Origin of the sequence: Paenibacillus caui, from assembly GCF_019904135.1 — a bacterium.
Lineage (GTDB): Bacteria > Bacillota > Bacilli > Paenibacillales > Paenibacillaceae > Fontibacillus > Fontibacillus caui.
Window position 1 is genome coordinate 23,087 of record NZ_JAIOGQ010000026.1, and the last position, 21,618, is coordinate 44,704.

Sequence of the window (21,618 nt, forward strand, 5' to 3'; positions counted from 1 at the left end):
GGTGTTTACTTGGAACCCGCAACGATGATTCGCGAAGAATTGGAAGAATATTTAACGCGTGAGAACATGTCGATTAACCATTTTGCTGAAGTCACGAAGATCAATGCCGGAACGTTAAGCAACATTTTGAATGGCAATCGGCCCATTGCTCTACAGCAACTGGACCGAATTACTTCTGGCATGGGGCTTACCGACGGATATTATTATGATTTGTATGTGGATGAATGTTTTTTTCACGCTGCTCCAGACTGGCGTAGGCTGGGGCCATTTTTGCATCGATGTGCGGAATTGAATAAGCTGGAGTGCATCGAGCAAACCACGCGGTTAATGATGGATAATCTCTCCTACATACCGCTGCTTTTTAACATGGCTGAGCAATTACTTCATGCCGGCAAATCGAAGTCGGCTGCTCTGCTATATGAATGCATAGCAGAAAGTGAAAAAATGCAGCATTCGGAGCGATTAGCCCTTTGCCATTACCGATTATTTACGCTAGGCATATCCAAAGATCAGAATAGAAATCTATTGATAGCGGCACAATTTGAATCTTTTGTGGATCGGCTCGATGAATGCTATCAGTTTGATGCGATCAATGATTTGATTAATGCCTTTGCTGCTCTGCGCCGATGGGACAAGGTCCGGGAACTGGCGGAAAAATTAAAGGTGAAAGCAACCATTCATTATGAGTTAAACGGAAGAATGAAACCGGAAGAAACCAAAAAGCAGATTGTTTTTTATATTATGTACGCTTATTTAGAGTTAGGAGAGGCGTATTTTTATTTCGAAAACTACGAGAGTGCTTTACATTTTGTTTCTTTATACGCAGATTGCAATTGGGTGAAAGAGCCTAATGCCGATGAAATGATTATTATTCATCAGTTCCAGGATTGGGCTGAAGGCAACCGCTACATGTATCAGTTGATGGCCGGAAAGGTTGAAGTGCTCCCGAACTATGTGGAATATATTTCTACAAGGGAGAATGAAATTTTTTCAGCCTTGTGTGAGATCGTGATAGCGGCCAATCGGTTCGATATCAATATTGATTTTGTGCTTGACCAGTATAAGTCTCATTTTATGTACCAAGAACAAAGCAGCCGGATCGGGAAGATTAACGAGCAATATACGGATGATCGGTATGTAAGCTTGTTAGCAGACTTGGGAATCTATTATTTAAAGAAAAAAGATTATGAGCGAGGGCTTGGGTCTGTCCTGGATAGTTTTGCATTCGCTATTGAAATTCGCAGTGGATACGGTATGCTTAAATGTGCCGGATTATTTGAACAATACCGGAGTTTTGCATCCGATGCAGCAATCCATCAGTACAAAATTTATATGGGTGAGGTGCAGAAGTTAAATGAAAAGAAAATTGGCTTTACTGGCAGTTATATGTAGTTTCGTAGCGGTCGTAGCAGCCCCGGCTGGTTCTATCTCTGCTGAAGAGTATCCTAACCCTACAGTGATTACGTTAGGGCATGGCACGGGAAGTTAAGCAAAATAGAAGGCATTCCTGGATTTCTGATCTTGGGGCGCCATCAGTAAAAATTTATATGGGTGAGGTGCAGAAGTTAAATGAAAAGAAAATTGGCTTTACTGGCAGTTATATGTAGTTTCGTAGCGGCCGTAGCAGCTCCAGCTGGTTCTATCTCTGCTGAAGAGTATCCTAACCCTACAGTGATTGCGTTAGGCCATGGCATGGGAAGTTAAGCAAAATAGAAGGCATTCCTGGATTTCTGGTTCGGGGGTGCCTTTTTTCATGCACGGGTTGTAAGCAACATCCGGCCTTGGAGCGTCCGCCAGAAGCACCAGCCTTATCTCCCGCCACAAAACAAATAAGGGGTGTCCCACGGCCATTCAAATGGCATTGGGGCATCCCCTTATATTTTTATCTTGAATATGAATGTTCAGCTTGTTGCGGCTAACTTGGCTGAGGCTGCCGCCTACGACCAGCCAAACAGCAATTTATAGAGCAGACCGGCCAGAACCGCGGAGATCGGAATGGTGATGAACCAGGTCATGACAATGCGGCCGGCGAGCGACCATCTAACGGCCGAGAAGCGTTTGGCAGCGCCTACGCCAAGGATTGCCGGCGTAATGGCATGCGTGGTGCTGACCGGAAGGTGCAGCAGCGTAGCCGAGAAAATAACGGATGCGGAAGAAATATCCGCCGCAAAGCCGTTAATCGGCTCGATTTTGAATATTTTCGTGCCCATCGTCTTGATGATCTTCCAGCCGCCGACGGATGTTCCGAGAGCCATGGAAGCAGCGGCAAAGATTTTGACCCAAAGCGGAACAGTCAGATCCGAAAGCTCCCCTGAGGTAACGAGGGCAAACGTAATAATCCCCATGGCCTTTTGGGCGTCATTGGTGCCGTGAGTGAACGATTGAAGCGCCGCCGTCAAAATCTGCAGGGTTCGGAACCCTTTGTTGACGGTATGGGGGCTTCGATTCGCGAAAATGAACTTCAGCACCGTCATGACAATATAACCGACGATAAAGGCGATAATCGGAGACATGAGCAGGGCTTCCACGATCTCGGTAAATCCGCCCCACTTCACATGATCGGAGCCGGCTCCGACGAAAACGGCCCCTACAAGCGCGCCGATCAGCGCATGGGAGGAAGATGACGGAATGCCGAAGTACCAGGTGACCAAATTCCAGATAATAGCGGCAAGCAGCGTTGCAATGATAACTTCAAGGCCGTTGTCCATCGTGGACGGATCGGCAATTTTGCCGCCGATGGTCTTCGCTACCCCCGTAAACGCGATGGCGCCCAGGAAATTCATCGATGCTGCAAGCAAAATCGCCCTCCGCGGCGTGAGCGCGCGGGTCGAAACGGAAGTGGCTATCGAGTTCGCCGTATCGTGGAATCCGTTGATAAAATCAAAGGCGAGCGCCAGGATGATGACAACGCCTAAAATAAGTAGAGTTGTATCCATGTATCAAAGCCCCTTAAGAATTACGCATTATAATGGATTCCAGCATGTTGGCTACGTGCTCGCAGGCATCGGTCGTTGTCTCGAGACGCTCGTAGATTTCTTTTTTCTTGATGAGCTCAATCGGGTCGGTTACGGTCTTAAACAGTTCATTAATGCATATCCGAAGCAGGTCATCGCCTTGATTCTCGAGATCGTTCAGGCGAATGGTATGTTCGCGAATGGCAAGCAGCTTCTTGGAGGACAGCAGATGAACCGCCTTTTGAATTTCATATGCGGAAGTGCGCAAGATTTCTGCAAACTGCACAATATATTTATCCGGCTTTCCGAGATGATACATATAGAAACGGGATACCGTCGCTTCGAGTCCGTCCATCACATCATCCATTGTAGTTGTCAATTCCATAATGTCATCGCGTTCGATCGGCGTAATAAAGGTTTTGTTCAATTCCGTAATAATGGTATGTGTGAAATCATCACATTTCCGTTCATACTCTTTCATAGCTTTGGCAAAATCGGAAATGTTGTCGAAATCAGATACATGACCGGCAAAATAGTCAGCAGCCTGTACAATAGCATCCGCCATATTTTCGAGTGTCTGGAAAAATATATCTTTCTTCTTGACTCTCACCTGGATATCCCCTTTTCGTAAAAAGTTTGATAAAATAGCTCGATTGATGACAACCTTTGTTATCTTACCAATCTGGAAGACCTATTGTAAAGGCAATGTAAACGTTATATTAAAACTTTCAGTCAATATTCACTTATCATTACCCCAACTTCACCCTGGTATCCCTGATTTTAGGGGAAACGCTGCTGTTTTTTTCCTATAAGGACATATCAGGAATTTGCGAGAATGTGAACGTGACTATCAAAATCAGGGCTGTTTGGCACGATGTTGATATAGGTCTTGCCCGGGTAAAAAGGGACCTCTACGCCGTCCTTTACAAAACGGATTACATCATCCTTCTTATGGATCCAGCGCCCTTCAATGACTTTTCCCCGCTCAAACAGCAGCGCCTCGCCGCCGAGCTCAAGATCGACGCTGAGCCGTCCGACGTCATCCAGCACTTTATGTTCGGCTCCTATGACCATGACATTTGCCGCCGTCAGGGGCTCCCCGGTGTCATTATCGGCATGGGGCTTGTCCCCGATATAACGGGTGTAGAGCTTTGTTGCGGGATCGTACTTGTACGAAACCTTGTAGCTGTCCATCAGAAATTTGATCTGTACCCCTTCAGCCGGGCTTCCTTCCGCCAGGTCATCATCCGCATTTCTGAAAGTATAAGCGGGGACGGACGTATCCTCTGCAGCAAAGCCGAACTTGTCCACGCCTTCGCGCAGTTTTGCCAGATTGGTATACAGGTTATGGGGGGCCTTGCGCGATTTGTCGCGCCAGAAGTAGGCTCCGGCTCTGCCGATTTCGTCGAGCTCTTCCTTATGCCCGGTCTGCAGGATCGAGTAGGCGTCCGGACTCCCGCCGGCGTGAACCAGGACGCCGTGATAGCTTTCTCCGATGTCAATCAAATAGGGGCGGATGCTGCGCACCGGTCCCAGCTTTGCGGCTCCGTCCAAGGTGCTTTGAAAGATGGCGACGAGACGTGTAACCCCGCCTTCCGCCAGCACCTCATATACGATGTCCGCATCGTTAAGGCCGGACTGAGGCCGGGCTGCAGGAGCGTTATTGATCATTACGGCGATCGGGCGGGCGGTTACTTTCTCTTTGGACGGCAAGCCGGTCAGAGGCGACATATAAGCAGCCTGTTCTGCTGAGGGGGCCTGGGAAGGAACCGCGGTAGGAACGATAATATCGGACGATTCCGATGGAGCTAGGGCGGGATCCGCCTGTTCCGATCCGCAGGCTGACAGCAGGAGAAGCGAGGCCGCTGCCGTTATCAAAGTCCACTTTTTCCATGTATAATTGTACAAATTCGAATCCTCCACTGCTTTTTTGGTGTATTCTCCCATTATAAAGCCTGTCTTCGCCTGAAGGTAGACCCGAATCAGGAACGGGTGTCTAGCCGGGAGCCTAAGAAAAACCATCCAGCAAAATTGGGCCGGACGTTCTTTGCTGTACTATGTGATACATTTGTGCGTGGGGGAGGGAGTGGGTATAGGGTTCCACCGCTGTTGAAACCGTGTTCTATTGAATTTCTTAATGGTAATAACACGATTTCAAAGGCGGCTTTTACTTCGAGTTCTCTTCCACTTCTCTTATTCCTTTCCGGTCTTCTATCCGATATGTCTCACAAGCAATTTTCCCAAAAAACTTCCAACTGCGTTTTCACATCTCCCTTTACGATTTAGTACTCTAAAGGATTTAAAGATTCTGATATGCCAAATAAAGCTGCATCCTTCACAGGATGCAGCTCTACATTTCAAGTCTTTATTGTCGTCAAATTTCCCCGAGGTCGCTGCCTCCGAACTGCCAGCAATCCAGATTCAGCGCGCCGGGACGTCGTTCCTGGAACAGCCGCTTGGCTGTACGTTCGTCGTCCGCAGCTCCCATGGCATAAAAAAGCGGGATAAAATGCTCTGCCGCATAAGACGGAACCGCATCGCGCACATTCGGGGCCCGTTTGTCGTATCGGAACAATTCGGACACATTCCACTTTCCGATTTTGTCGCTAATCCACTGTTCGAAGGCTTCCACCTCCGGCAACGGACCGCCTTGACTCGGAAAACGCAAATTGTGGACAAGGGCTCCGCTGCCAATAATAAGCACGCCCTTCTCTCTCAGCGGCGCCAGCATTCGTCCGATATCATACTGCTCGGAGGGAGAACGCTTGGAATCGACCGAAAGCTCCAATACGGGAACTTCCGTATCCGGATAAAGCTTTTTAAGCACGACCCAGGCACCGTGATCAATTCCGCGATCCGGTACAGCGCGGTACTTCAGATTGCCCTGCAGGAACAAGCTCTGAACCAATCCGCCAAGCTCCCGGTCACCAGAAAAGGAGTAGCGGATATTGTATAGCTCCTCCGGGTACCCGTAATAATCATGGATAGCTTCATAATGATCATTGTCGGTAAGCAGCTGCTGCGGATCATCCCAATGCGCCGAGAAGATCAAGACGGCCCTTGGAACAGGCAGGCGACGGCCCAGCCGCTTCAAAAAAGCGGTATATGCGCTTTCTTCAAGTGCGAGCATCGGTGAACCATGCGCGATAAATAAGGATGGCATCGTCATCCGGGCCACCTCCTTATCCCTTGATAGTGTATATATAGTTATTGTATCTCTTCCGGGGCTTTTTTACCACTTGAAGACAGAAAAGGCGACGTCACCTCTGAAGCAGGTGGAACGCCGCCTATGCATATCACTTTTTGTCCGATATCCCTTATATCCCCATATCCTTAAATCATCCAGTGCTGCCACTCGGTCTGAGCGGCTTCCTGGCCGTCCAGCCATTCTTTCGTAACCTTGAGAAGATGAGCCCGGTGATCTCCATCCGAAAAGGTGTGGCCTGCCTGAAAAATAATTTCCTTGTCGCAGCGGCCCTCCGGACGGATCCAAAAGACCTTCTGAAACAGAAATGCATAATCGACAGGAATAACATCATCCGATGTCCCGTGTACAACGAGCACATTGCCGGCAAATTTCGCCGCCTCCTGGAACGGCTGGAACAAGGCCAGCGATTCGAAAAAGACCGGCGTGAACTCATACCCCAAATAATCCGCATGTCCGTATTGCACCGCATCGTCGTAAACTTTCCGTTCGGTAATCTTGACGATGTCGTTGAACGGATAGCCGACAGCGGACCAGAGGACGAGGTTCTTTACCCGCCGGTCGGAAGCCGCCGTCAGAAGAGCTACGGCTCCGCCCAGACTGTGGCCGATCAATGTCACCTGGGTAGGATCGATATCGCATGCGCTCATGCCATAATCCAGCACAGCCTTCGTCTGTGAAATCATGGATTCGATCCCTTCGCGGCCGTAATCGCCGCTGCTCTCTCCGCAGCCTATATAATCGAAGCGGACAACCAAATATCCCGAGGAGGCAAGCTCTCTGGCCGTCTTTACGAAGAGGCGGTCTACCCCGATCCGGCTCCCCACGAATCCGTGGCAAATGAGCACGAGCGGAACACGATTTTTGCAGCGGCCTTCCTTCCTGACATTTCCGGCCGGGTAATGAATGCTTGCCGCAATCGTTTCCTTCCCGTGTTGAATGGAGATTTGACGTTCCATTTTACTGCCTCCTTCGTAAAAACCTTCTATAATCTGATAAATCCGATTAGTTTAATTGTAATTTGAATATTACCATTCTGCTCTTTCCTTGTCAATGCAACTTTCCTTCATCATATACCGTCGGAAGGGTATTGAAAGGTGTTAAATCTCACAGGAGGCTTTTAACGATGAAAAAAAAGACGATCTACCTCTTAAGCACCGCAGCATTGGCGATTTCCCTGGAACAGTCCGCAATTCTCGCTTTGGCCGCGCCTGCCGGCCAGGCAGGAACCGTAATCACCCAGGCCCAAACGGCAAGCGTGACTTCCGGCAGCCAAACCTACAACACTTTCGAAGCGCTGCTGAAAAAGTCCGGGCAGCTGCCAAAGGCCGTGGTCTACCTCCAGCAGAATATTTCCAAGGCCAAAGCCTATGAAGCGTCCCTGATGACGCTCCATCTGGAGAACGCGCAAAAGAAGCAGCTTCTGTCCATGCAGAACCGGCTCGGAACTCCATCCGTACAATCCCAGATTGCCAAATTGTACAAACGTGGCGACACCTTTGCCGCCCTTGGCGCACGAACCCGGAATTCCTCTCTCCGCCAGCTCTTGAGCGAGGCCGAGGCCAGCGGATACAAGCTGGAAACGGCGGAAGGATTCTTTTTCCCCATTCTGGATTATGAAAAATACGCTTCCTTTCGTCCCTATGTAACGGCTGACATCCGGTCTTATATCGATATTATGGCGGAAGAGTCGAAGCAGGCGCCGGCCAAGGATGGCGCTCTGGTCATAGGATATCAGCAGATCGTAACGCGAGCGCTCGCCCAGGAGAGCTTTATCCTGAAATATCCGAACTCCAACCGGATTTCCCAGGTCAAAGGCTTGTTTAAGAACTACAACTTGTATACTTTCTACGGACTGAACAATACTCCGCTGTTTGATTATGTTACCAAGCAAATGCAGCCTAACGCCAAGAAGGGGTATATGGCCGTTCTTTCCCGCAGCAAGGTCGAAGCAAGCCCTTATTTAACGCAGCTCTCCGCCTTTATGAGTGTAGCCAACGACAACGATTACAAATTGACGGATGAAGTTGAACAATACCGCGATGAAAATATTCCCGAGAATTAAGAGATCAACGAAAAAGCCGCCTGCTTTGGAGCATGGGCGCTGAAAAAGGCCTTGATTTTTCTACTTAGTAGAAGATCGAGGCTTTTTCATATTCTTAATCCTTATAAAATCCTTAGAATCATCCTTTAAAGTAAATGCCAGAACAAATGAAAAGGATGAACGCTATGGACCAAATTATTTTACAGACCAAAAATCTGTGCAAAACGTTCAATAACCAGCAGGTGGTCAACAACGTGTCTCTCTCCATCCGGGAAAATTCCGTCTATGGCCTGCTTGGCCCGAACGGAGCCGGGAAATCGACAACGCTGAAGATGTTAACCGGGATGCTCCGGCCAACCTCCGGCGAAATCCTGATTCACGGCCGTCCCTGGACTCGGAGAGACCTTTCCCATATTGGTGCGCTGATCGAATCTCCGCCCTTGTATGAAAATTTGACGGCAAGAGAAAATCTGAAAGTCCGCGCCACTTTATTGGGCCTACCTGATTCCCGTATTGAAGAAGTGCTGAAAATCGTCGATTTGGACCATACAGGAAAAAAACGTTCCGGGCAGTTCTCTATGGGCATGAAACAACGTCTCGGCATTGCGATCGCCCTATTGAACAATCCCAAACTGCTGATATTGGATGAACCGACGAACGGGCTTGATCCCATCGGCATTCAGGAGCAGCGCGAATTGATTCGCTCCTTCCCGCAGCAGGGAATCACGGTTATACTCTCCAGCCATATCCTGTCCGAAGTAGAGCAAATCGCCGATCATATCGGCATTATTGCCGGCGGAGCGTTAGGATACCAGGATGCCGTTACCCCAGGGCAGGATCTGGAAGCCTTGTTCATGCAGATTGTAAGCCAAAACCGGAAAGGCGGTGAATAATATGCTGCATGTTGAAGCCGCAGAATACCTGAAGCTGAAACGTACGTTCACCAAAAAACTGATTTGGCTTGCTCCCCTTGTAACCATGTTGCTGTGCGCCGGGCTGGGGGTAAGCAGCCTGTTCCAAAGCGGCAGTTACAACTGGTGGTACTCGATGATGCTGCCGGGAGCGCTTACGCTAATCTGTGCGGGAGTTCTTCAAAAAGACGGGAAGAAGCTGAACTACCGGGCTATCCTCGGATTGCCGGTTCGTCCGTCCCGGTTTTGGATTGGGAAAATCGGGGTTGCCGTACGCCTTTTGCTCACTTCCTCGATTGTGTTCTTTGCTGGCGTAACGTTGGGCGGCTTTGTGTTCACAAGCACCATTCCTTTCGCAAACAGCGCTGCGGGAAGCCTGCTGCTCTTTATAACCTTTTTGTGGCAGATTCCGCTGTGCCTGTTTCTCACCGAACGACTGGGCATGTTTGCAACGCTGATCATCAACCTTGCGGGTTATGTAGCATGCGGCATTTTCTCCGCACAATCTTCATTATGGTGGGCTCTGCCTTACGCCATCCCCAGCCGGCTCATGTGCCCGGTTATAGGGGTGCTTCCCAATGGGCTGCCGGTTCCGGCCGGCGATCCGCTGCTGGACAAAAGCGTTATCCTTCCCGGCATCATCATTTCGGTGTTCCTGTTTGTTGTGCTGTCGCTGCTCACCGCCTGGTCGTTCCGAAATCGGGAGGTCAAGTAATATGACCCGTTATTATCGCTGCTTAAAGTCCGACGTTATGAAAATGAAAAGACAGTCTATGCTGCTTGTGCACCTTCTGGTTCCGCTTGCGGGAATAGCTCTCTTTCTCGGATACTATTCCATTTCCCCGTGGGCGCCCGTTTCCAAGGCGGGGGGCTATTTGCAGGTCGTCGCTGCTAGCTTCCCTACGATGATTGGCATCGTCTGCTCTATGGCAGCCGATCAGGAATACGCCGCCGGGAAATTCCAGCAGCTGCTGACCTCGCCAAGCAAACTGCTGCCGTTTATAAGCAAGCTGACATTGCTTTTGCTATTGGGATTTGGCAGTGTGCTATTGGCATTTGGCGGGTTTGGGGCAGGTTTCCTGTATCTGTTGCATGACTCTCCATTTGGTTTCGGTTTCTATCTGCGGGCCGCCTGCATTTTATTTGTCAGCTGCATCTTTCTTTATAATCTGCACTTTTTTATCAGCCTAAGGTTTGGCAAAGGTGCTTCCATCGGCGTGGGTATTACGGAGAGCCTTTTGTCCGCCCTACTTCTCACCGGCCTGGGAGACGGGAACTGGCATTTCATTCCTTGTGCCTGGGGCGCGCGGTTCTTGACCATTTTAGTGCAGTTCGGCACAAGTTCGGTTGGTTCGGTGCCTTCCGCTGCGAACATGCACGAGGGGATTTGGTTTTGTGCGGGCGAAACCCTTGTTTTGATGCTACTATTAGGATTATGGATTTGGCGTTGGGAAGGACGAAAATCGCTGGAATAGAGACAAAGAAGGAAGTGAGCCTCGTGGCAAACCTGCTGGCTGTTGATGATGAACCGGCTGTTCTGGCGCTGATCAACAATATTCTGCACAAAGCCGGTCATACCGTTAGGACGGTATCCGAGCCTACGCAGGTATTAAATATGCAATTGGGAACGTATGATTTGATCCTGCTGGACGTGATGATGCCGAAGATGGACGGGTTTGCGCTTTGCCGGAAGATCCGAAGCCAGGTGGACTGCCCCATTCTGTTCCTTACCGCAAAAGCGATGGAGAACGACGTTGTGAACGGATTGGGAGAAGGAGCGGACGACTTTATTATAAAACCGTTTGGAGCGGGAGAACTGCGGGCGCGCATCGATGCCCACCTTAGACGGGAACGACGTGAGCGGCGCAATGTGCTATGCACGGGCGAGGTCCACTTCAACCTTTCCGGCAAGGAAATAACCATTCAAGATGTACCCATACCACTAACGAAAAGCGAGTACGAAATTTGCGAGTTTTTGGCCCGCAACCGGGGACAAGTATTTTCCAAAGATAAAATATACGAATCCGTATTCGGGTTTAACGGGGAAAGCGACTCCTCCACGATTGTGGAGCATATCAAAAACGTACGGGCAAAGCTCGCAAAACGGCAGATCTCTCCGGTTGAAACGGTTTGGGGGATTGGATACAGGTGGAAGTAACAAAAAAAACAAACAGTCAAAAGCCGGTTAAACTGCGCACCCTCTTTATTCGTTATTTATTCGCGTTTTGTATCGGAACATTTCTTCTGGCGCTGTTGCTGATCGCGGCTCTTTACTCCCTTATGGCATCCGGAGTTATTCTGCCCTCGAACTACGCTGAGAAGCAGGCGCTCGCGGCAATAGAAACCGTCAAAGCCGGTAAAACCCTTAGCCCAAACCCCAAGCGGGACTTATACAAATATGCAAAATATACGCCCGGCGGCAAAATGATCGCGGGTAATTTGTCCGATCAGTCGGCAAAAGCAGCATGGGACCTGACCCAGCAGAGCGAGAGCGGTCAAAAGTTTCCTTTTTACTATTTAAAAGCCAATCACAACAGTGATGTATATATCATCCGTTACTCCATAGCGATGCAGTTCAATTCCCTTTACTTACGCAAATATTTGCCCGCTCCGGAACTGCTGGCAATCCTGTTATTCTGCGCCGCTTTCCTTGTGGAAGGTGCGGTCATGGCTTCCTCCTTCGCAAGAAAGCTAACCCGAAGAATGAGCGGCCTGCAGCAGGCGACCAAAAAAATACAGGAGCAGGATCTGGACTTCTCGATTGAATCGAGCGGCGTTGTTGAAATCGACAATGTGCTTTATTCCATGGATAAAATGAAAGAAGCTTTAAAGGTTTCGCTTAACAAACAGTGGGATCTGGAGCAAACACGCCGGGAACAGATCTCCGCGCTGGCGCATGACGTCAAGACGCCGCTCACGATTGTTCGCGGCAACGTGGAGCTATTGGCCGAAACGAATCAGACCGGGGAGCAGCAAGATTATACGAACTACATCATGGAAAGCACCCGCCAAATGGAGCAATATATCAAAACCTTAATTGAAATTACAAAGGCTGAAACGGGAGCAACCCTGCAAGCGGAAAATATCGACAGCCGAAACTATCTGGACAACATTGAACGTCAGATCAACGCTTTAGCCGCTGTAGACAAACTTGAAGTCGACATTTCGGTACGTAATGTGCCTCCAGCTTTTTACGGAGACCCTGGCCTGCTCCACCGGGCAATGATGAACGTCTTGTCCAATGCGGTAGAATTTTCGCCGAAACATGGAAGGATTTGGTTTGTTGCTGAAGCAGTGGAAGATCGTATCCGTTTTGCTGTAACCGATGAAGGTCCGGGCTTTTCCAAAGCAGCTCTGAAGCAGGCAACCGGGCAATTTTACATGGGAGATCCGGCCCGGAGATCAAAAAACCATTATGGAATGGGCCTGTATATCACGAAATTCATTACAAACCTGCATGGCGGAACGCTGCAAATCGATAACTCTCCCCAAACCGGCGGAGGTCAAGTGACGATTGAAATCCCTGTCAAACCGTCTATCTTATTAACGTAGCGAAAGCGGTATAACTGGTGTTTGTGAGAGGACGGGGACTAGCTCCCCCTCCTGCTCGGTTTTTCCCCGTTTCAGGGCTTCAATCATAGGATTGGAGGTAGTATTTGCGAGTCAGATCCCGCCCCTCCCATTGCTTGTAAAAGGGTTCCTCCTCATGGAGCGATTCCTCATCTCCATCGACACCAAACTCTGCTTCTTCTGCAAATTCAACAAGATCGTCTTCTCCCAGCACTTCATTTAACGAACCGCGCGAATGGCTGTTCAGCAGAAATTGTCTGGTGAGCTCTGAACCTGATCGCTCCGTCATTTCCTACTCCCTCCTTTGAAACCGCCGCTTGCCTTGGCGTTTCTAGGCTGTATTGTCGGGCGGAGAGGCGGATTTTATTCCTTTGTCAGCAAAAAGACATATTTCGAAGCTTTATCAGGGCAGGTTCAAAGGGTTATGCGACGGCACTCGCCTTCGCCGGTCCCTTGCAGCATATGCGAGTTATAAAGTATACTCGGGGCATTAGAAAGTGCCGCGTGAGGAGGAGAAATTGTAACTTGTATATTCACGAAATGATCCGGGAGACAAATCGTCTTCGCCAGCAGATGACGCCGGTAAGCGAAGCCTATTTCAGCGAGATGGTGCTGCAAATCCGCTCAAGTTCCCTGAATGAAGCGCAAGGCGAGGAGGCGCTGCTGGATATAGCCCGCCGCATCCTGAAGCTGCAGGAGCGGAACAAGCCCGTTCAGGAGGTGTTTGGAGATCATCCGCAAGATTACTGCGATGAGCTCGTCTCTGATCTGAACATGCGAAAGCCGAGAACGGCAAAGGACAAGGTTAAATATTATATCATGATCCCGTGGGTCGCTCTGACCTGGGTATTCTTTATTTACATGATAATGGGCTTCTTGGGCAAATGGTTCGGCGGCGATCTGGAGTATATGAGGATTCGTACATCGACACTGCTGCTGATCGCTTTGGGCTCAATCCTGCTGATCGAGCTGTTGACGCGGTTTATGGGACCGGACAAGAAAGAATCCGATGACGAGCCGAAACCGCACCGAATCGATGCCAAGTCGCTCGGAATATCGGTAGCGGTCACCGCAGCAATTGTAGCGGTTTATCTGGTACTGAGCCGTCTGCTGCCCTCCTTTACTGTTTCTCCATGGGACAGCCTCATTCTGTTCGTCATCGGTTTGGCCGGACAACAGCTTATATTCCTGCGGAAACCCCGCCACAAATAAAGCAATAAAGGACGTTCCTTACGCACACGGATGCGCAAAGAACGTCCCTTTTATTTGACCGGTTGTTCGACAATACCAGTATAGAGACCCAAGCTATTTAACTTCGACACGGCGATTCAGGAGCATAACCATTCCTGTAATCATGAGAAGGCAAAATGCGGCTTCAATGGCAATTGAACTATATAAGTCGCTGTATTTGTAGGGATCTGACGAATAGCCCATTCCTTGATCCGAGGTCATAATGATTTCAAACCAGCCGAATTTGGGGAGGTTCAGCAGACTCTCGATGAACAGGCTGATCCCGTTCTGAATAACGAGGTAAGAGATGAGCATAATCCATGCCTGCCCTTTGGTCCGGAAGCTTCGGCCAATCGTTACGGATGTGAACAGGGCCAGCAGTTGGACAAGAACCATCCAAAATCCGCCAGCCGCAACCAAAGTCACTTCTCCCCATGAAAGGTGAGATACGCTCCCCGCTGTCTCGTCTACCCAATTAAACAGAGACATGACGCCTGCCTGCTCTCTGAGCCCGTTGTGGAGCAGAAACACGATGTCGACAAGCAGCGTAGCGAGGAGACCAAGCAGAAGCGGCGACAGGATATGGTATATTGTCCTTACCGGGAGCAGCCTGCGGCTGTAGGATATGATGTTCCGACTGTAGGTTTTTACCGAAATGACGATAATCATCACAGAAATGGCAACGTACCCTAAGATCATCAAAGTGAACCCGGCTGCCTCGTTATGGCCGAACAGCTCGAGCAGCAGTTCCGCAACGGCCAAAACGACAGCGGCGATCAGCAGAGTTGTTGCATTCCGGTTCCAATCATATTTAAGCAATCTCATCATTCGGCATACACCTCTTTAAACATCTCGTCAACGCTCTTCCCGGCAGTCATCCGCAGGCCTTCAACTTCTTCCCTCATCACAATCTGGCCGTCACGGATGAAAATGACCTCGTCAAAGATCCGCTCAATATCTTTCACCAGATGGGTGGAGACAATGAGGCTGCTGTTCTCGTCGTAAAACTCCAGAATAGCGTCGAGAATTTTGCCTCTGGCCACCGGATCTACGCCCCCGATCGGCTCATCAAGCAGGTACAGCCGGGCCGCTCTGGAGAGGGCAAGCGTCAACTGGAGCCGCTCATTCATCCCTTTTGACAGGGTACTGATCCGTTCGCCCAGGTCCAGCTTCAAAAACTGCAGCATGTCGTTCGCTTTCGCACTGTCAAAATCGGCATAGAAATCACGGTAAAAGGCTACCGCATCCCTGACTCTCATCCACGGTTCCGTCAGCGGCCGGTCCGGCATGAATGAGACGAGCCCTTTGCTGTTCGTTCCAACGGGCGTCCCGCACACGGACGCCTCACCCTCTGTAGGCTGGACCAACCCGGCCGCAATTTTCATCAGGGTGCTTTTTCCGCTGCCATTTGTACCGAGCAGTCCGACAATGCGCCCTGGTTCGATCTCGAAGGAGACATCCCGCAGGGCGACCTTTGAGCCATATTTTTTGCCGATATGCTCTAAACGAAGTACACTATCCAAAGCTCTTCCGCTCCTGTTCCTTAAATTCCGTCTCCACGGCTTCAGTCACAATGGACACAATATCGTCCTTTCCGAACCCAAGCTCCTTCATCCCCTGTACAAACTTATCCAGCAGTTCGCCGGCCATTTCCTTTTTGATCTCCATAATTTTTGATTCCTCGCTTGTCACGAATCTCCCGAGTCCCCGCCGGGTCTCTACAATTCCTTCCCTCTCCAACTCCTGAAACGTCCGTTGGACCGTGTTCGGGTTAATCTGCAGCTCGGCCGCAAGCTCGCGCACTGAAGGGATTTTGTCTCCTGGCGTAAGGCTTCCGCTCACAATTTGCCTTTTGATGTAATTCATGATTTGCAAATAGATTGGAAGGTTATTGTCAAATTCTATACTCACCGGTACACGCTGCTCCTTTCCTCCGCTCTTGCCGGCCTAAATCATCAGGCAATATCACGTCTCTTAAAAGTAACAAAGCTGGCGGCAAGAAACAAGATGACATACACACTGAGAATGATAACCGAGAAAGTCAACGTCATGCCTTTAATAGGCGCCGTGTTTGTGGCATATACCGACAAATCCGTGTTGGTAAAAAGCAGGTACTTGGCAAATGCGTAGCGTGAAAGGACCATATTCAAGATGCTCTGCAAAACGACGGCGAACATCCCGATACCGATCGTTGCACCCGCCGACCGGGTCAGCACACCGATCATGAAGACGAAGGTCGTATAAACAAACATGTAGACGAGAGTGTACAAGGCTTGCAAGAACAGATCCGCCCACGACACTTCTGAAGCGCCAAAGCCAAACACGACCCATCCTGCGGCAAGGGTAACTGCGAGTGTAAACACCGCAAGCGCAAGCATGTACAGCAATGCCACCACATACTTGGAGGCCAGAATCCTGCTGCGGCCGTGCGCCCGGATCATCAGAAATTTAATCGTCCCCATGCTGTGTTCCCTGGCTACAATGCCGGACGTACTGATGATCACAATATAGAGCATGATCGAGCCGAGCCCCCGTATTTCCATGCATTCTGCGGCAAAACGGAGCGCCGTGTACGTCTCTCCCGAAGGAGCAATAGTTGTCAGATAAGCTAGCAAAGCTACGAAACCTGCCATAATTAAAAAGGCGATGAAAAAACTTCTCTTCTTGCTGAGCTTAAGCCACTCATTTACGACCAACTTGCCAAAACCCGATCCATGATTAAGCAATGCGGTTTCCTCCCGTCCATTTCAGGAATTCTTCTTCAAGCGTAGATTTGGCTTCCTCAATGCGGTACAGGGCCGCATCATGCTCTCCCAGCGCTTTGACGACAAGCGGAATATCTTCATCCTTTAGTGAAAGAAGCAGCTCGTTTCTCTCCTCGAAGACCCTGGTTACCTGTACCATATCCAGACGATCCAGAGCCTGACGAGCGACAGTAAGCGGCGTTGCTCTCACTACTACCTCGATTTGGGAGCGCTCTGCCTTGTTCTGCTGCTCTCCGATATCGCGAACCGTAACCAGTTTGCCGTTTTGAATCACGACCACGCGGCCGCAGATCTGCTCGATTTCGGAAAGCAGATGCGAGGAGATTAAAATGGCGATTCCTTCCTTGCTTGCAATCTCCTTCAGGTAGTCGCGCATTTCCCGGATTCCGGCCGGATCCAGCCCGTTCGTCGGTTCATCCAGAATCAGGAGGGAAGGCTTGTGAAGCAGAGCCTGGGCAATACCGAGCCGCTGACGCATGCCGAGCGAATAGGCTTTGACTCTCTTGTTCAGCGCATCTTCCAGACCGACCAGCCGGATGACTTCCTGAAACCGTTCATCGGTAATGCCATCCGTCATTCTGCGGTACTGCTTCAGATTATCAAGCCCTGTCATATACGGATAAAATTCGGGATTCTCGATAATGCCCCCCACATGGCGGATTGCCTTAGTAAATTCGCTGCGGATGCTGTGCCCGCCGATCGATATATCTCCTTCTGTCATGCCGATCAGCCCGACAATCATTCGAATCGTAGTTGTCTTGCCCGCTCCGTTTGGACCCAGCAGGCCGACAATTTCACCCGGAAACAGTTCGAAACCAAGTCCTTCGACAATGGTTTTCCCGCCAATTCGTTTCGTTACGCCTTTCAGGCTGAGAACCGCCCTTTCCCTTTCATTTGTTGCCATTTTAAAATCCACTCCTTTTTCGTATCACTGTTATAGTTAAATAGTACACTAATAATCTGATTGTGTAAATGAAAAATTTGGAAAAATGGCTCGCTAAAATTAAAAAGCAGCAAGCCCCGGGAATATCGAGACTTGCTGCTTTTATGATTCTAGCGTTTGATTTGTTGTCAGAAAACATTAAATCAACAGATTAAATAAATTCAAATCACGGTTGAGCTCGGTATAAGTAATTCCCTTGGCTTCCATACGCTTGATGAGCGGGATATAATCCTCTTTGTTCAGCAGCTCGATGCCGACAAGGGCGGGTCCGTTCTCCTTGTTGTTCTTCTTCGTATATTCAAAGCGCGTAATATCGTCGTTCGGCCCCAGAATATCGGACAAAAATTCACGCAAGGCCCCTGCCCGCTGCGGAAAATTGACCATAAAGTAATGCTTGAGGCCTTCATAAATGAGTGAGCGCTCCTTCATCTCCTGCATCCGGTCAATGTCGTTGTTCCCCCCGCTGACGACGCAGACGACGGTCTTGCCTTTGATTTGCTCCCGGTACATATCGAGCGCCGCCACGGAAAGCGCCCCTGCCGGCTCGACAACAATTGCATTTTCGTTGTACAGCTCCAGGATCGTCGTGCAGGCCTTGCCTTCCGGAACCTTGATGACATCATCCAGGACGTTCTTCGAGACTTCAAACGGAAAGTCTCCAACCCGCTTTACAGCCGCCCCGTCGACAAATTTATCGATCGTATCCAGGGTAACCACTTGTCCCTGCTGCAAAGCTTCGCTCATCGATGCCGCGCCAAGCGGCTCGACCCCAATCACCTTCGCGGCCGGGGCAACCATTTTCAAATATGCGCCAACACCAGCCACAAGCCCGCCGCCGCCAATTGTAACAAACACATAATCCGCAGGCGTCTGAAGCTCCTCCATAATTTCCATGCCGATCGTCCCGTTGCCGGCCACAATCTTGGGATTGTCGAACGGGTGGATGAACGTCATGCCCTGCTCGCGGCAAGCCTTCATCGACTCTTCATAAGCGTCGTCATACGTATCCCCTGTCAAAATAACTTCCACATGAGAGCCGCCGAACCGCTTCACCTGCCTCACCTTTTGATTCGGCGTCGTAGCCGGCATGAAAATGCGGCCTTGTATCCCAAGCGCATTGCATGAAAATGCAACGCCTTGCGCATGGTTGCCGGCACTGGCGCACACAATCCCCCTGCCGGTCTCTTCAGGCGACAAGCTCCGAATCATATTGTAAGCGCCGCGAATTTTAAAAGAACGGACGATCTGCAAGTCCTCTCTCTTCAAGTAGACGTTGCAATCGTATTTTGCCGACAAAACCGCGTCCCGCTGCAGCGGAGTCCGCACAATCACTTCACGCAGCACATGGTGCGCGCGAACAATATCTTCCATGCCCACAGACGCTGAAGCTGCCGTCTTCGGGTTATCTGTCTGTTTCATTTTGCTCTCCACTCTCCGCTGTTCTATAGTTTAATCCGTGATCTATGACACATCTATTGCTATTGTAACATTATGCACGTGTATTGGATAAGGCTATTACTGTCAGTAGGGCAAGCTTATCCCAGTTCTCTTACCCGAAAGGGCTTAAGCCCTTTCAGAATGGTTCCCCTTTGGGCTTCGCAGCTCTCCGGCAGCATCAGTTCACTGCCGAGCTGTCCCGCCGTTTCATCGGTTTGAAAGCCCGGCGAGTCCGTCGCGACCTGAAACAGAATGCCCCCGGGCTCGCGGAAATACACGCTTTTGTAATATTCCAGATTAACAGCAGGTGAGGGATCAAATCCTTTGGCTCCGAGCATGTCCTGCCACATCAGCTGCTCGCTCTCATTCCTTGCCCGCCAGGCAATGTGACGTACTACTCCGGCTCCCGGGATCCCGGTTGGAATCGGATCCGTATTCAGATCAATCCGGCAGCCGGTCTCCCCGGGAGCTTCATAACGGACAAGCCCTTCCTCCTGGCCGCGACTCGTCAGGCCAAAAATATCTTCAAGCACCGTCGCAGTCTTCCAAGGGGCCTTGCTAAACAGCAGCGCACCGTCCAGCCCTTTTATTGCGTACTGTCCCGGAACGCCGCCAAAGGTCCTTGCACTGTCGGGGATTTTCCCGCGTTCCACCAGGTCAATCAAGAGTCCGGCGTTGTCGGTAAACCGCAGGTAATCCTCACCGAACCTGTGTATCTCCATATAATCAACCCCGTACCGCTTAAGGCGCTGGCGCCAGAACAGCAGACTGCCCGAAGGCACGGCATAAACCGTAACGCCGACCTGCCCGCTTCCGATACGCCCCGAAGGAAAATCCTCCTTTAGCAAAAAAGACACAATCGTGCCCGGGTGACCGGACTCATTGCCGAAATACAAGTGATATACATCGTGAGCATCAAAATGGATCGTCTGTTTGATTAGACGAAGTCCCAATAAGCCCGCATAGAAATCCACGCCTGCCTGTACATCATTTACATATGCAGTAATGTGATGAATACCCGCCGTTTTTAGCAACCTGAAACCTCCTCCGGCATTTAGGCTCGTTCTTTTTATTATAAAGATTCATCAGCCTGAAATCATCTTTCATGCAGATTTGCGAAAAAGGATTGCTATTCAAATGATTATCAGTAAAATAATATTAACGTTAAAAATATTTTAATGATTAATTTATTTTGAAAGGTGGTCACTATGGAACAGGTTTTAGTTCAATCGCAAACCGCAGGGTCCTCCCTGGGCAAAAACAAAGATTACCTGCTGCTGCTGCTCGCCAAAATGATCTCCCGCTTCGGCGACTCGATCGATGCCATTGCCTACAGCTGGATCGTGTATATGCTGACAGGCTCCAAGCTGCTGATGGGGACGCTGTTTGCAGTGAACAGCATCCCTGCTATTGTTTTGAGCATTTTTACAGGCGTATTTGTGGACCGATGGTCCACAAAGGTTATCGTCATCTGTGCCGATTACGGACGCGGCCTGCTTGTATTTGTGACCGGACTGCTGTATATGACCGGCCGGCTCGAAGTATGGCATCTGTTTCTGTTCACCCTGCTGATTTCTTCCTTCGAGGCTTTCGCTTCTCCAGCGGAAAACTCGTGGATTCCACGCATATTGCCCAAATTCCTCCTCCTGAAAGGTAACTCCTTGTCCAGCTCTATGGCGCAAACGGCGGAGCTTGTCGGTCTGGCCGCTGCCGGTGGCATCGTTGTTCTGATCGGCAATGCCGGCGCGCTGTGGGTGGATGCGGCCACTTTTCTATGCTCAGCCGTTATTCTGACTTTCGTAAGCAGCGGCCGCGCTGATGCGGCAAATCCCGCTACAGCGCTCGCAGAGACTGCCGTCCCGGACCAAGCTGCAACATCCGGCAAGCCGAGCGCATATAAAGCTTATATCATCCAGCTTAAAGAGGGCTTCAGCTATGTCAGAGGGAATTTGCTTATCTTCACTTCCATTATTCTGGCCGCGCTCGTTAATTTTTGCCTGGCCCCGATAAACGCGCTGCAGATCGTGTATGTGAAGGATTTGCTGCATGCGGGCCCGGGAGGGTTAAGCATGCTCGGGATATGCCTCACTTGCGGCATGATCCTCTCGGGACTGGCCATCGCGAAATGGGGCGACCGCTTTCGGAAAAGCACGCTGATTTTGTCGGCGATACTGCTGATGGGAATCTGCTTAGCGCTGCTTAGCTTGCCTCCTGCACTCCCTGGCATATATGCTCTGGCCGCCGCTGCTGGGCTCATGTCCTTGTTAGGAGCCTCGGTCAGCCTGGCTTCCGCCCCTCTGCGCTCCTATGTCATGGAGGTTACTCCCGGACATATGCTTGGACGGATTTCCGCCTTGATCAGCATGATGTGCCTGAGTGCCGTACCGCTCGGAGGGACATTAACCGGTCTCGTTGCTGACCTGGTCCCAATTCCACATCTATACGCCATAATTGGCTCGGTTATCGCGCTGCTTGCGCTTGGACTTTTTAACTATAAGGCTTTTCGAAGTATCTAGCTCCATGAATGGATTGATCCGGCTATGACAGATCTTGTTGTCT

22 protein-coding genes are annotated in these 21,618 nt (G+C 50.1%); 9 read left to right on the plus strand and 13 right to left on the minus strand.

Going from position 1 to position 21,618, the window contains the following annotated elements; genetic code table 11:
* The first annotated feature begins 9 nt into the window (after positions 1-9).
* Complete coding sequence (locus K7397_RS15485) at positions 10-1,392, plus strand: helix-turn-helix domain-containing protein (protein ID WP_237690962.1); 1,383 nt, start codon at positions 10-12, stop codon at positions 1,390-1,392.
* Positions 1,393-1,937: 545 nt separating this feature from the next.
* Here K7397_RS15485 and K7397_RS15490 read toward each other — a convergent pair.
* From K7397_RS15490 to K7397_RS15510, 5 genes are all read right to left on the minus strand, one after another.
* Positions 1,938-2,936: an inorganic phosphate transporter gene (locus tag K7397_RS15490; protein ID WP_223068841.1), complete on the minus strand. Its 999-nt coding sequence runs from the start codon at positions 2,934-2,936 to the stop codon at positions 1,938-1,940.
* A gap of 13 nt (positions 2,937-2,949) precedes the next feature.
* The gene (locus K7397_RS15495) at positions 2,950-3,564 is read right to left on the minus strand and encodes a DUF47 domain-containing protein (RefSeq protein ID WP_223068842.1); all 615 of its coding nucleotides are present in this window, start codon (positions 3,562-3,564) and stop codon (positions 2,950-2,952) included.
* A 209-nt stretch (positions 3,565-3,773) separates the two neighbouring features.
* A complete protein-coding gene (locus K7397_RS15500) occupies positions 3,774-4,862 on the minus strand; it encodes a DUF3048 domain-containing protein (RefSeq protein ID WP_237690963.1) in 1,089 nt (362 codons plus the stop codon).
* Between the two features lie 466 nt (positions 4,863-5,328).
* Positions 5,329-6,123 carry a dioxygenase family protein gene (locus K7397_RS15505; protein WP_223068844.1) on the minus strand — a complete coding sequence of 265 codons (795 nt, stop codon included), beginning with the start codon at positions 6,121-6,123 and terminating at the stop codon, positions 5,329-5,331.
* 164 nt (positions 6,124-6,287) lie between these two features.
* Entirely contained in the window at positions 6,288-7,118 is an 831-nt protein-coding gene (locus tag K7397_RS15510; RefSeq protein ID WP_223068845.1) for an alpha/beta hydrolase family protein, read from the minus strand.
* 167 nt (positions 7,119-7,285) lie between these two features.
* On the opposite strand from K7397_RS15510, the gene K7397_RS15515 reads away from it, so the two are divergent.
* The 6 genes from K7397_RS15515 (at position 7,286) to K7397_RS15540 (ending at position 12,666) form a co-directional block, all read left to right on the plus strand.
* The gene (locus tag K7397_RS15515) at positions 7,286-8,224 is read left to right on the plus strand and encodes a hypothetical protein (RefSeq protein ID WP_223068846.1); all 939 of its coding nucleotides are present in this window, start codon (positions 7,286-7,288) and stop codon (positions 8,222-8,224) included.
* A 164-nt stretch (positions 8,225-8,388) separates the two neighbouring features.
* The gene (locus K7397_RS15520) at positions 8,389-9,096 is read left to right on the plus strand and encodes a lantibiotic protection ABC transporter ATP-binding protein (RefSeq protein WP_223068847.1); all 708 of its coding nucleotides are present in this window, start codon (positions 8,389-8,391) and stop codon (positions 9,094-9,096) included.
* A gap of 1 nt (position 9,097) precedes the next feature.
* Positions 9,098-9,829, plus strand: coding sequence for a lantibiotic immunity ABC transporter MutE/EpiE family permease subunit (locus K7397_RS15525; RefSeq protein WP_223068848.1), 732 nt, complete (start codon positions 9,098-9,100; stop codon positions 9,827-9,829).
* A 1-nt stretch (position 9,830) separates the two neighbouring features.
* Positions 9,831-10,589: a lantibiotic immunity ABC transporter MutG family permease subunit gene (locus tag K7397_RS15530; protein ID WP_223068849.1), complete on the plus strand. Its 759-nt coding sequence runs from the start codon at positions 9,831-9,833 to the stop codon at positions 10,587-10,589.
* Positions 10,590-10,612: 23 nt separating this feature from the next.
* The gene (locus K7397_RS15535; RefSeq protein WP_223068850.1) at positions 10,613-11,272 is read left to right on the plus strand and encodes a response regulator transcription factor; all 660 of its coding nucleotides are present in this window, start codon (positions 10,613-10,615) and stop codon (positions 11,270-11,272) included.
* Positions 11,263-12,666, plus strand: coding sequence for a HAMP domain-containing sensor histidine kinase (locus K7397_RS15540; protein ID WP_223068851.1), 1,404 nt, complete (start codon positions 11,263-11,265; stop codon positions 12,664-12,666). The genes K7397_RS15535 and K7397_RS15540 overlap by 10 nt, the downstream gene beginning before the upstream one ends.
* Positions 12,667-12,745: 79 nt before the next feature.
* Here K7397_RS15540 and K7397_RS15545 read toward each other — a convergent pair whose 3' ends face one another.
* Positions 12,746-12,973, minus strand: a complete 228-nt coding sequence (locus K7397_RS15545) for a hypothetical protein (RefSeq protein WP_223068852.1) — start codon at positions 12,971-12,973, stop codon at positions 12,746-12,748.
* 236 nt (positions 12,974-13,209) lie between these two features.
* Here K7397_RS15545 and K7397_RS15550 point away from each other — a divergent pair, with 236 nt between their 5' ends.
* Entirely contained in the window at positions 13,210-13,896 is a 687-nt protein-coding gene (locus tag K7397_RS15550; protein ID WP_223068853.1) for a DUF1129 family protein, read from the plus strand.
* Positions 13,897-13,989: 93 nt separating this feature from the next.
* Here the strand turns inward: K7397_RS15550 and K7397_RS15555 are convergent, their stop codons facing one another.
* The 7 genes from K7397_RS15555 to K7397_RS15585 form a co-directional block, all read right to left on the minus strand.
* Positions 13,990-14,742 (minus strand): hypothetical protein, encoded by a 753-nt coding sequence (locus K7397_RS15555; RefSeq protein WP_223068854.1) that lies wholly within the window; start codon positions 14,740-14,742, stop codon positions 13,990-13,992.
* On the minus strand, positions 14,739-15,437 hold the full coding sequence (locus K7397_RS15560; protein ID WP_223068855.1) for an ABC transporter ATP-binding protein: 699 nt from the start codon (positions 15,435-15,437) through the stop codon (positions 14,739-14,741). The genes K7397_RS15555 and K7397_RS15560 overlap by 4 nt, the downstream gene beginning before the upstream one ends.
* A complete protein-coding gene (locus tag K7397_RS15565; protein WP_223068856.1) occupies positions 15,430-15,825 on the minus strand; it encodes a GntR family transcriptional regulator in 396 nt (131 codons plus the stop codon). The genes K7397_RS15560 and K7397_RS15565 overlap by 8 nt, the downstream gene beginning before the upstream one ends.
* A 44-nt stretch (positions 15,826-15,869) precedes the next feature.
* Positions 15,870-16,640 (minus strand): ABC transporter permease, encoded by a 771-nt coding sequence (locus K7397_RS15570; protein ID WP_223068857.1) that lies wholly within the window; start codon positions 16,638-16,640, stop codon positions 15,870-15,872.
* Positions 16,633-17,583 carry an ABC transporter ATP-binding protein gene (locus tag K7397_RS15575; protein ID WP_223068858.1) on the minus strand — a complete coding sequence of 317 codons (951 nt, stop codon included), beginning with the start codon at positions 17,581-17,583 and terminating at the stop codon, positions 16,633-16,635. The genes K7397_RS15570 and K7397_RS15575 overlap by 8 nt, the downstream gene beginning before the upstream one ends.
* A 177-nt stretch (positions 17,584-17,760) precedes the next feature.
* A complete protein-coding gene (gene ilvA, locus K7397_RS15580) occupies positions 17,761-19,041 on the minus strand; it encodes a threonine ammonia-lyase IlvA (protein ID WP_223068859.1) in 1,281 nt (426 codons plus the stop codon).
* Between the two features lie 116 nt (positions 19,042-19,157).
* A complete protein-coding gene (locus K7397_RS15585; RefSeq protein ID WP_223068860.1) occupies positions 19,158-20,093 on the minus strand; it encodes a VOC family protein in 936 nt (311 codons plus the stop codon).
* A 174-nt stretch (positions 20,094-20,267) separates the two neighbouring features.
* On the opposite strand from K7397_RS15585, the gene K7397_RS15590 reads away from it, so the two are divergent.
* Positions 20,268-21,575 carry an MFS transporter gene (locus tag K7397_RS15590; protein WP_223068861.1) on the plus strand — a complete coding sequence of 436 codons (1,308 nt, stop codon included), beginning with the start codon at positions 20,268-20,270 and terminating at the stop codon, positions 21,573-21,575.
* The last annotated feature ends 43 nt before the right edge of the window (positions 21,576-21,618 follow it).

Coding starts and splice junctions, on each gene's coding strand:
- K7397_RS15530 (WP_223068849.1), top strand. CDS start 9,831: ATGACCCGTTATTATCGCTGCTTAAAGTCCGACGTTATGAAAATGAAA.
- K7397_RS15490 (WP_223068841.1), bottom strand. CDS start 2,936: ATGGATACAACTCTACTTATTTTAGGCGTTGTCATCATCCTGGCGCTC.
- K7397_RS15510 (WP_223068845.1), bottom strand. CDS start 7,118: ATGGAACGTCAAATCTCCATTCAACACGGGAAGGAAACGATTGCGGCA.
- K7397_RS15515 (WP_223068846.1), top strand. CDS start 7,286: ATGAAAAAAAAGACGATCTACCTCTTAAGCACCGCAGCATTGGCGATT.
- K7397_RS15555 (WP_223068854.1), bottom strand. CDS start 14,742: ATGATGAGATTGCTTAAATATGATTGGAACCGGAATGCAACAACTCTG.
- K7397_RS15505 (WP_223068844.1), bottom strand. CDS start 6,123: ATGACGATGCCATCCTTATTTATCGCGCATGGTTCACCGATGCTCGCA.
- ilvA (WP_223068859.1), bottom strand. CDS start 19,041: ATGAAACAGACAGATAACCCGAAGACGGCAGCTTCAGCGTCTGTGGGC.
- K7397_RS15545 (WP_223068852.1), bottom strand. CDS start 12,973: ATGACGGAGCGATCAGGTTCAGAGCTCACCAGACAATTTCTGCTGAAC.
- K7397_RS15590 (WP_223068861.1), top strand. CDS start 20,268: ATGGAACAGGTTTTAGTTCAATCGCAAACCGCAGGGTCCTCCCTGGGC.
- K7397_RS15575 (WP_223068858.1), bottom strand. CDS start 17,583: ATGGCAACAAATGAAAGGGAAAGGGCGGTTCTCAGCCTGAAAGGCGTA.
- K7397_RS15520 (WP_223068847.1), top strand. CDS start 8,389: ATGGACCAAATTATTTTACAGACCAAAAATCTGTGCAAAACGTTCAAT.
- K7397_RS15525 (WP_223068848.1), top strand. CDS start 9,098: ATGCTGCATGTTGAAGCCGCAGAATACCTGAAGCTGAAACGTACGTTC.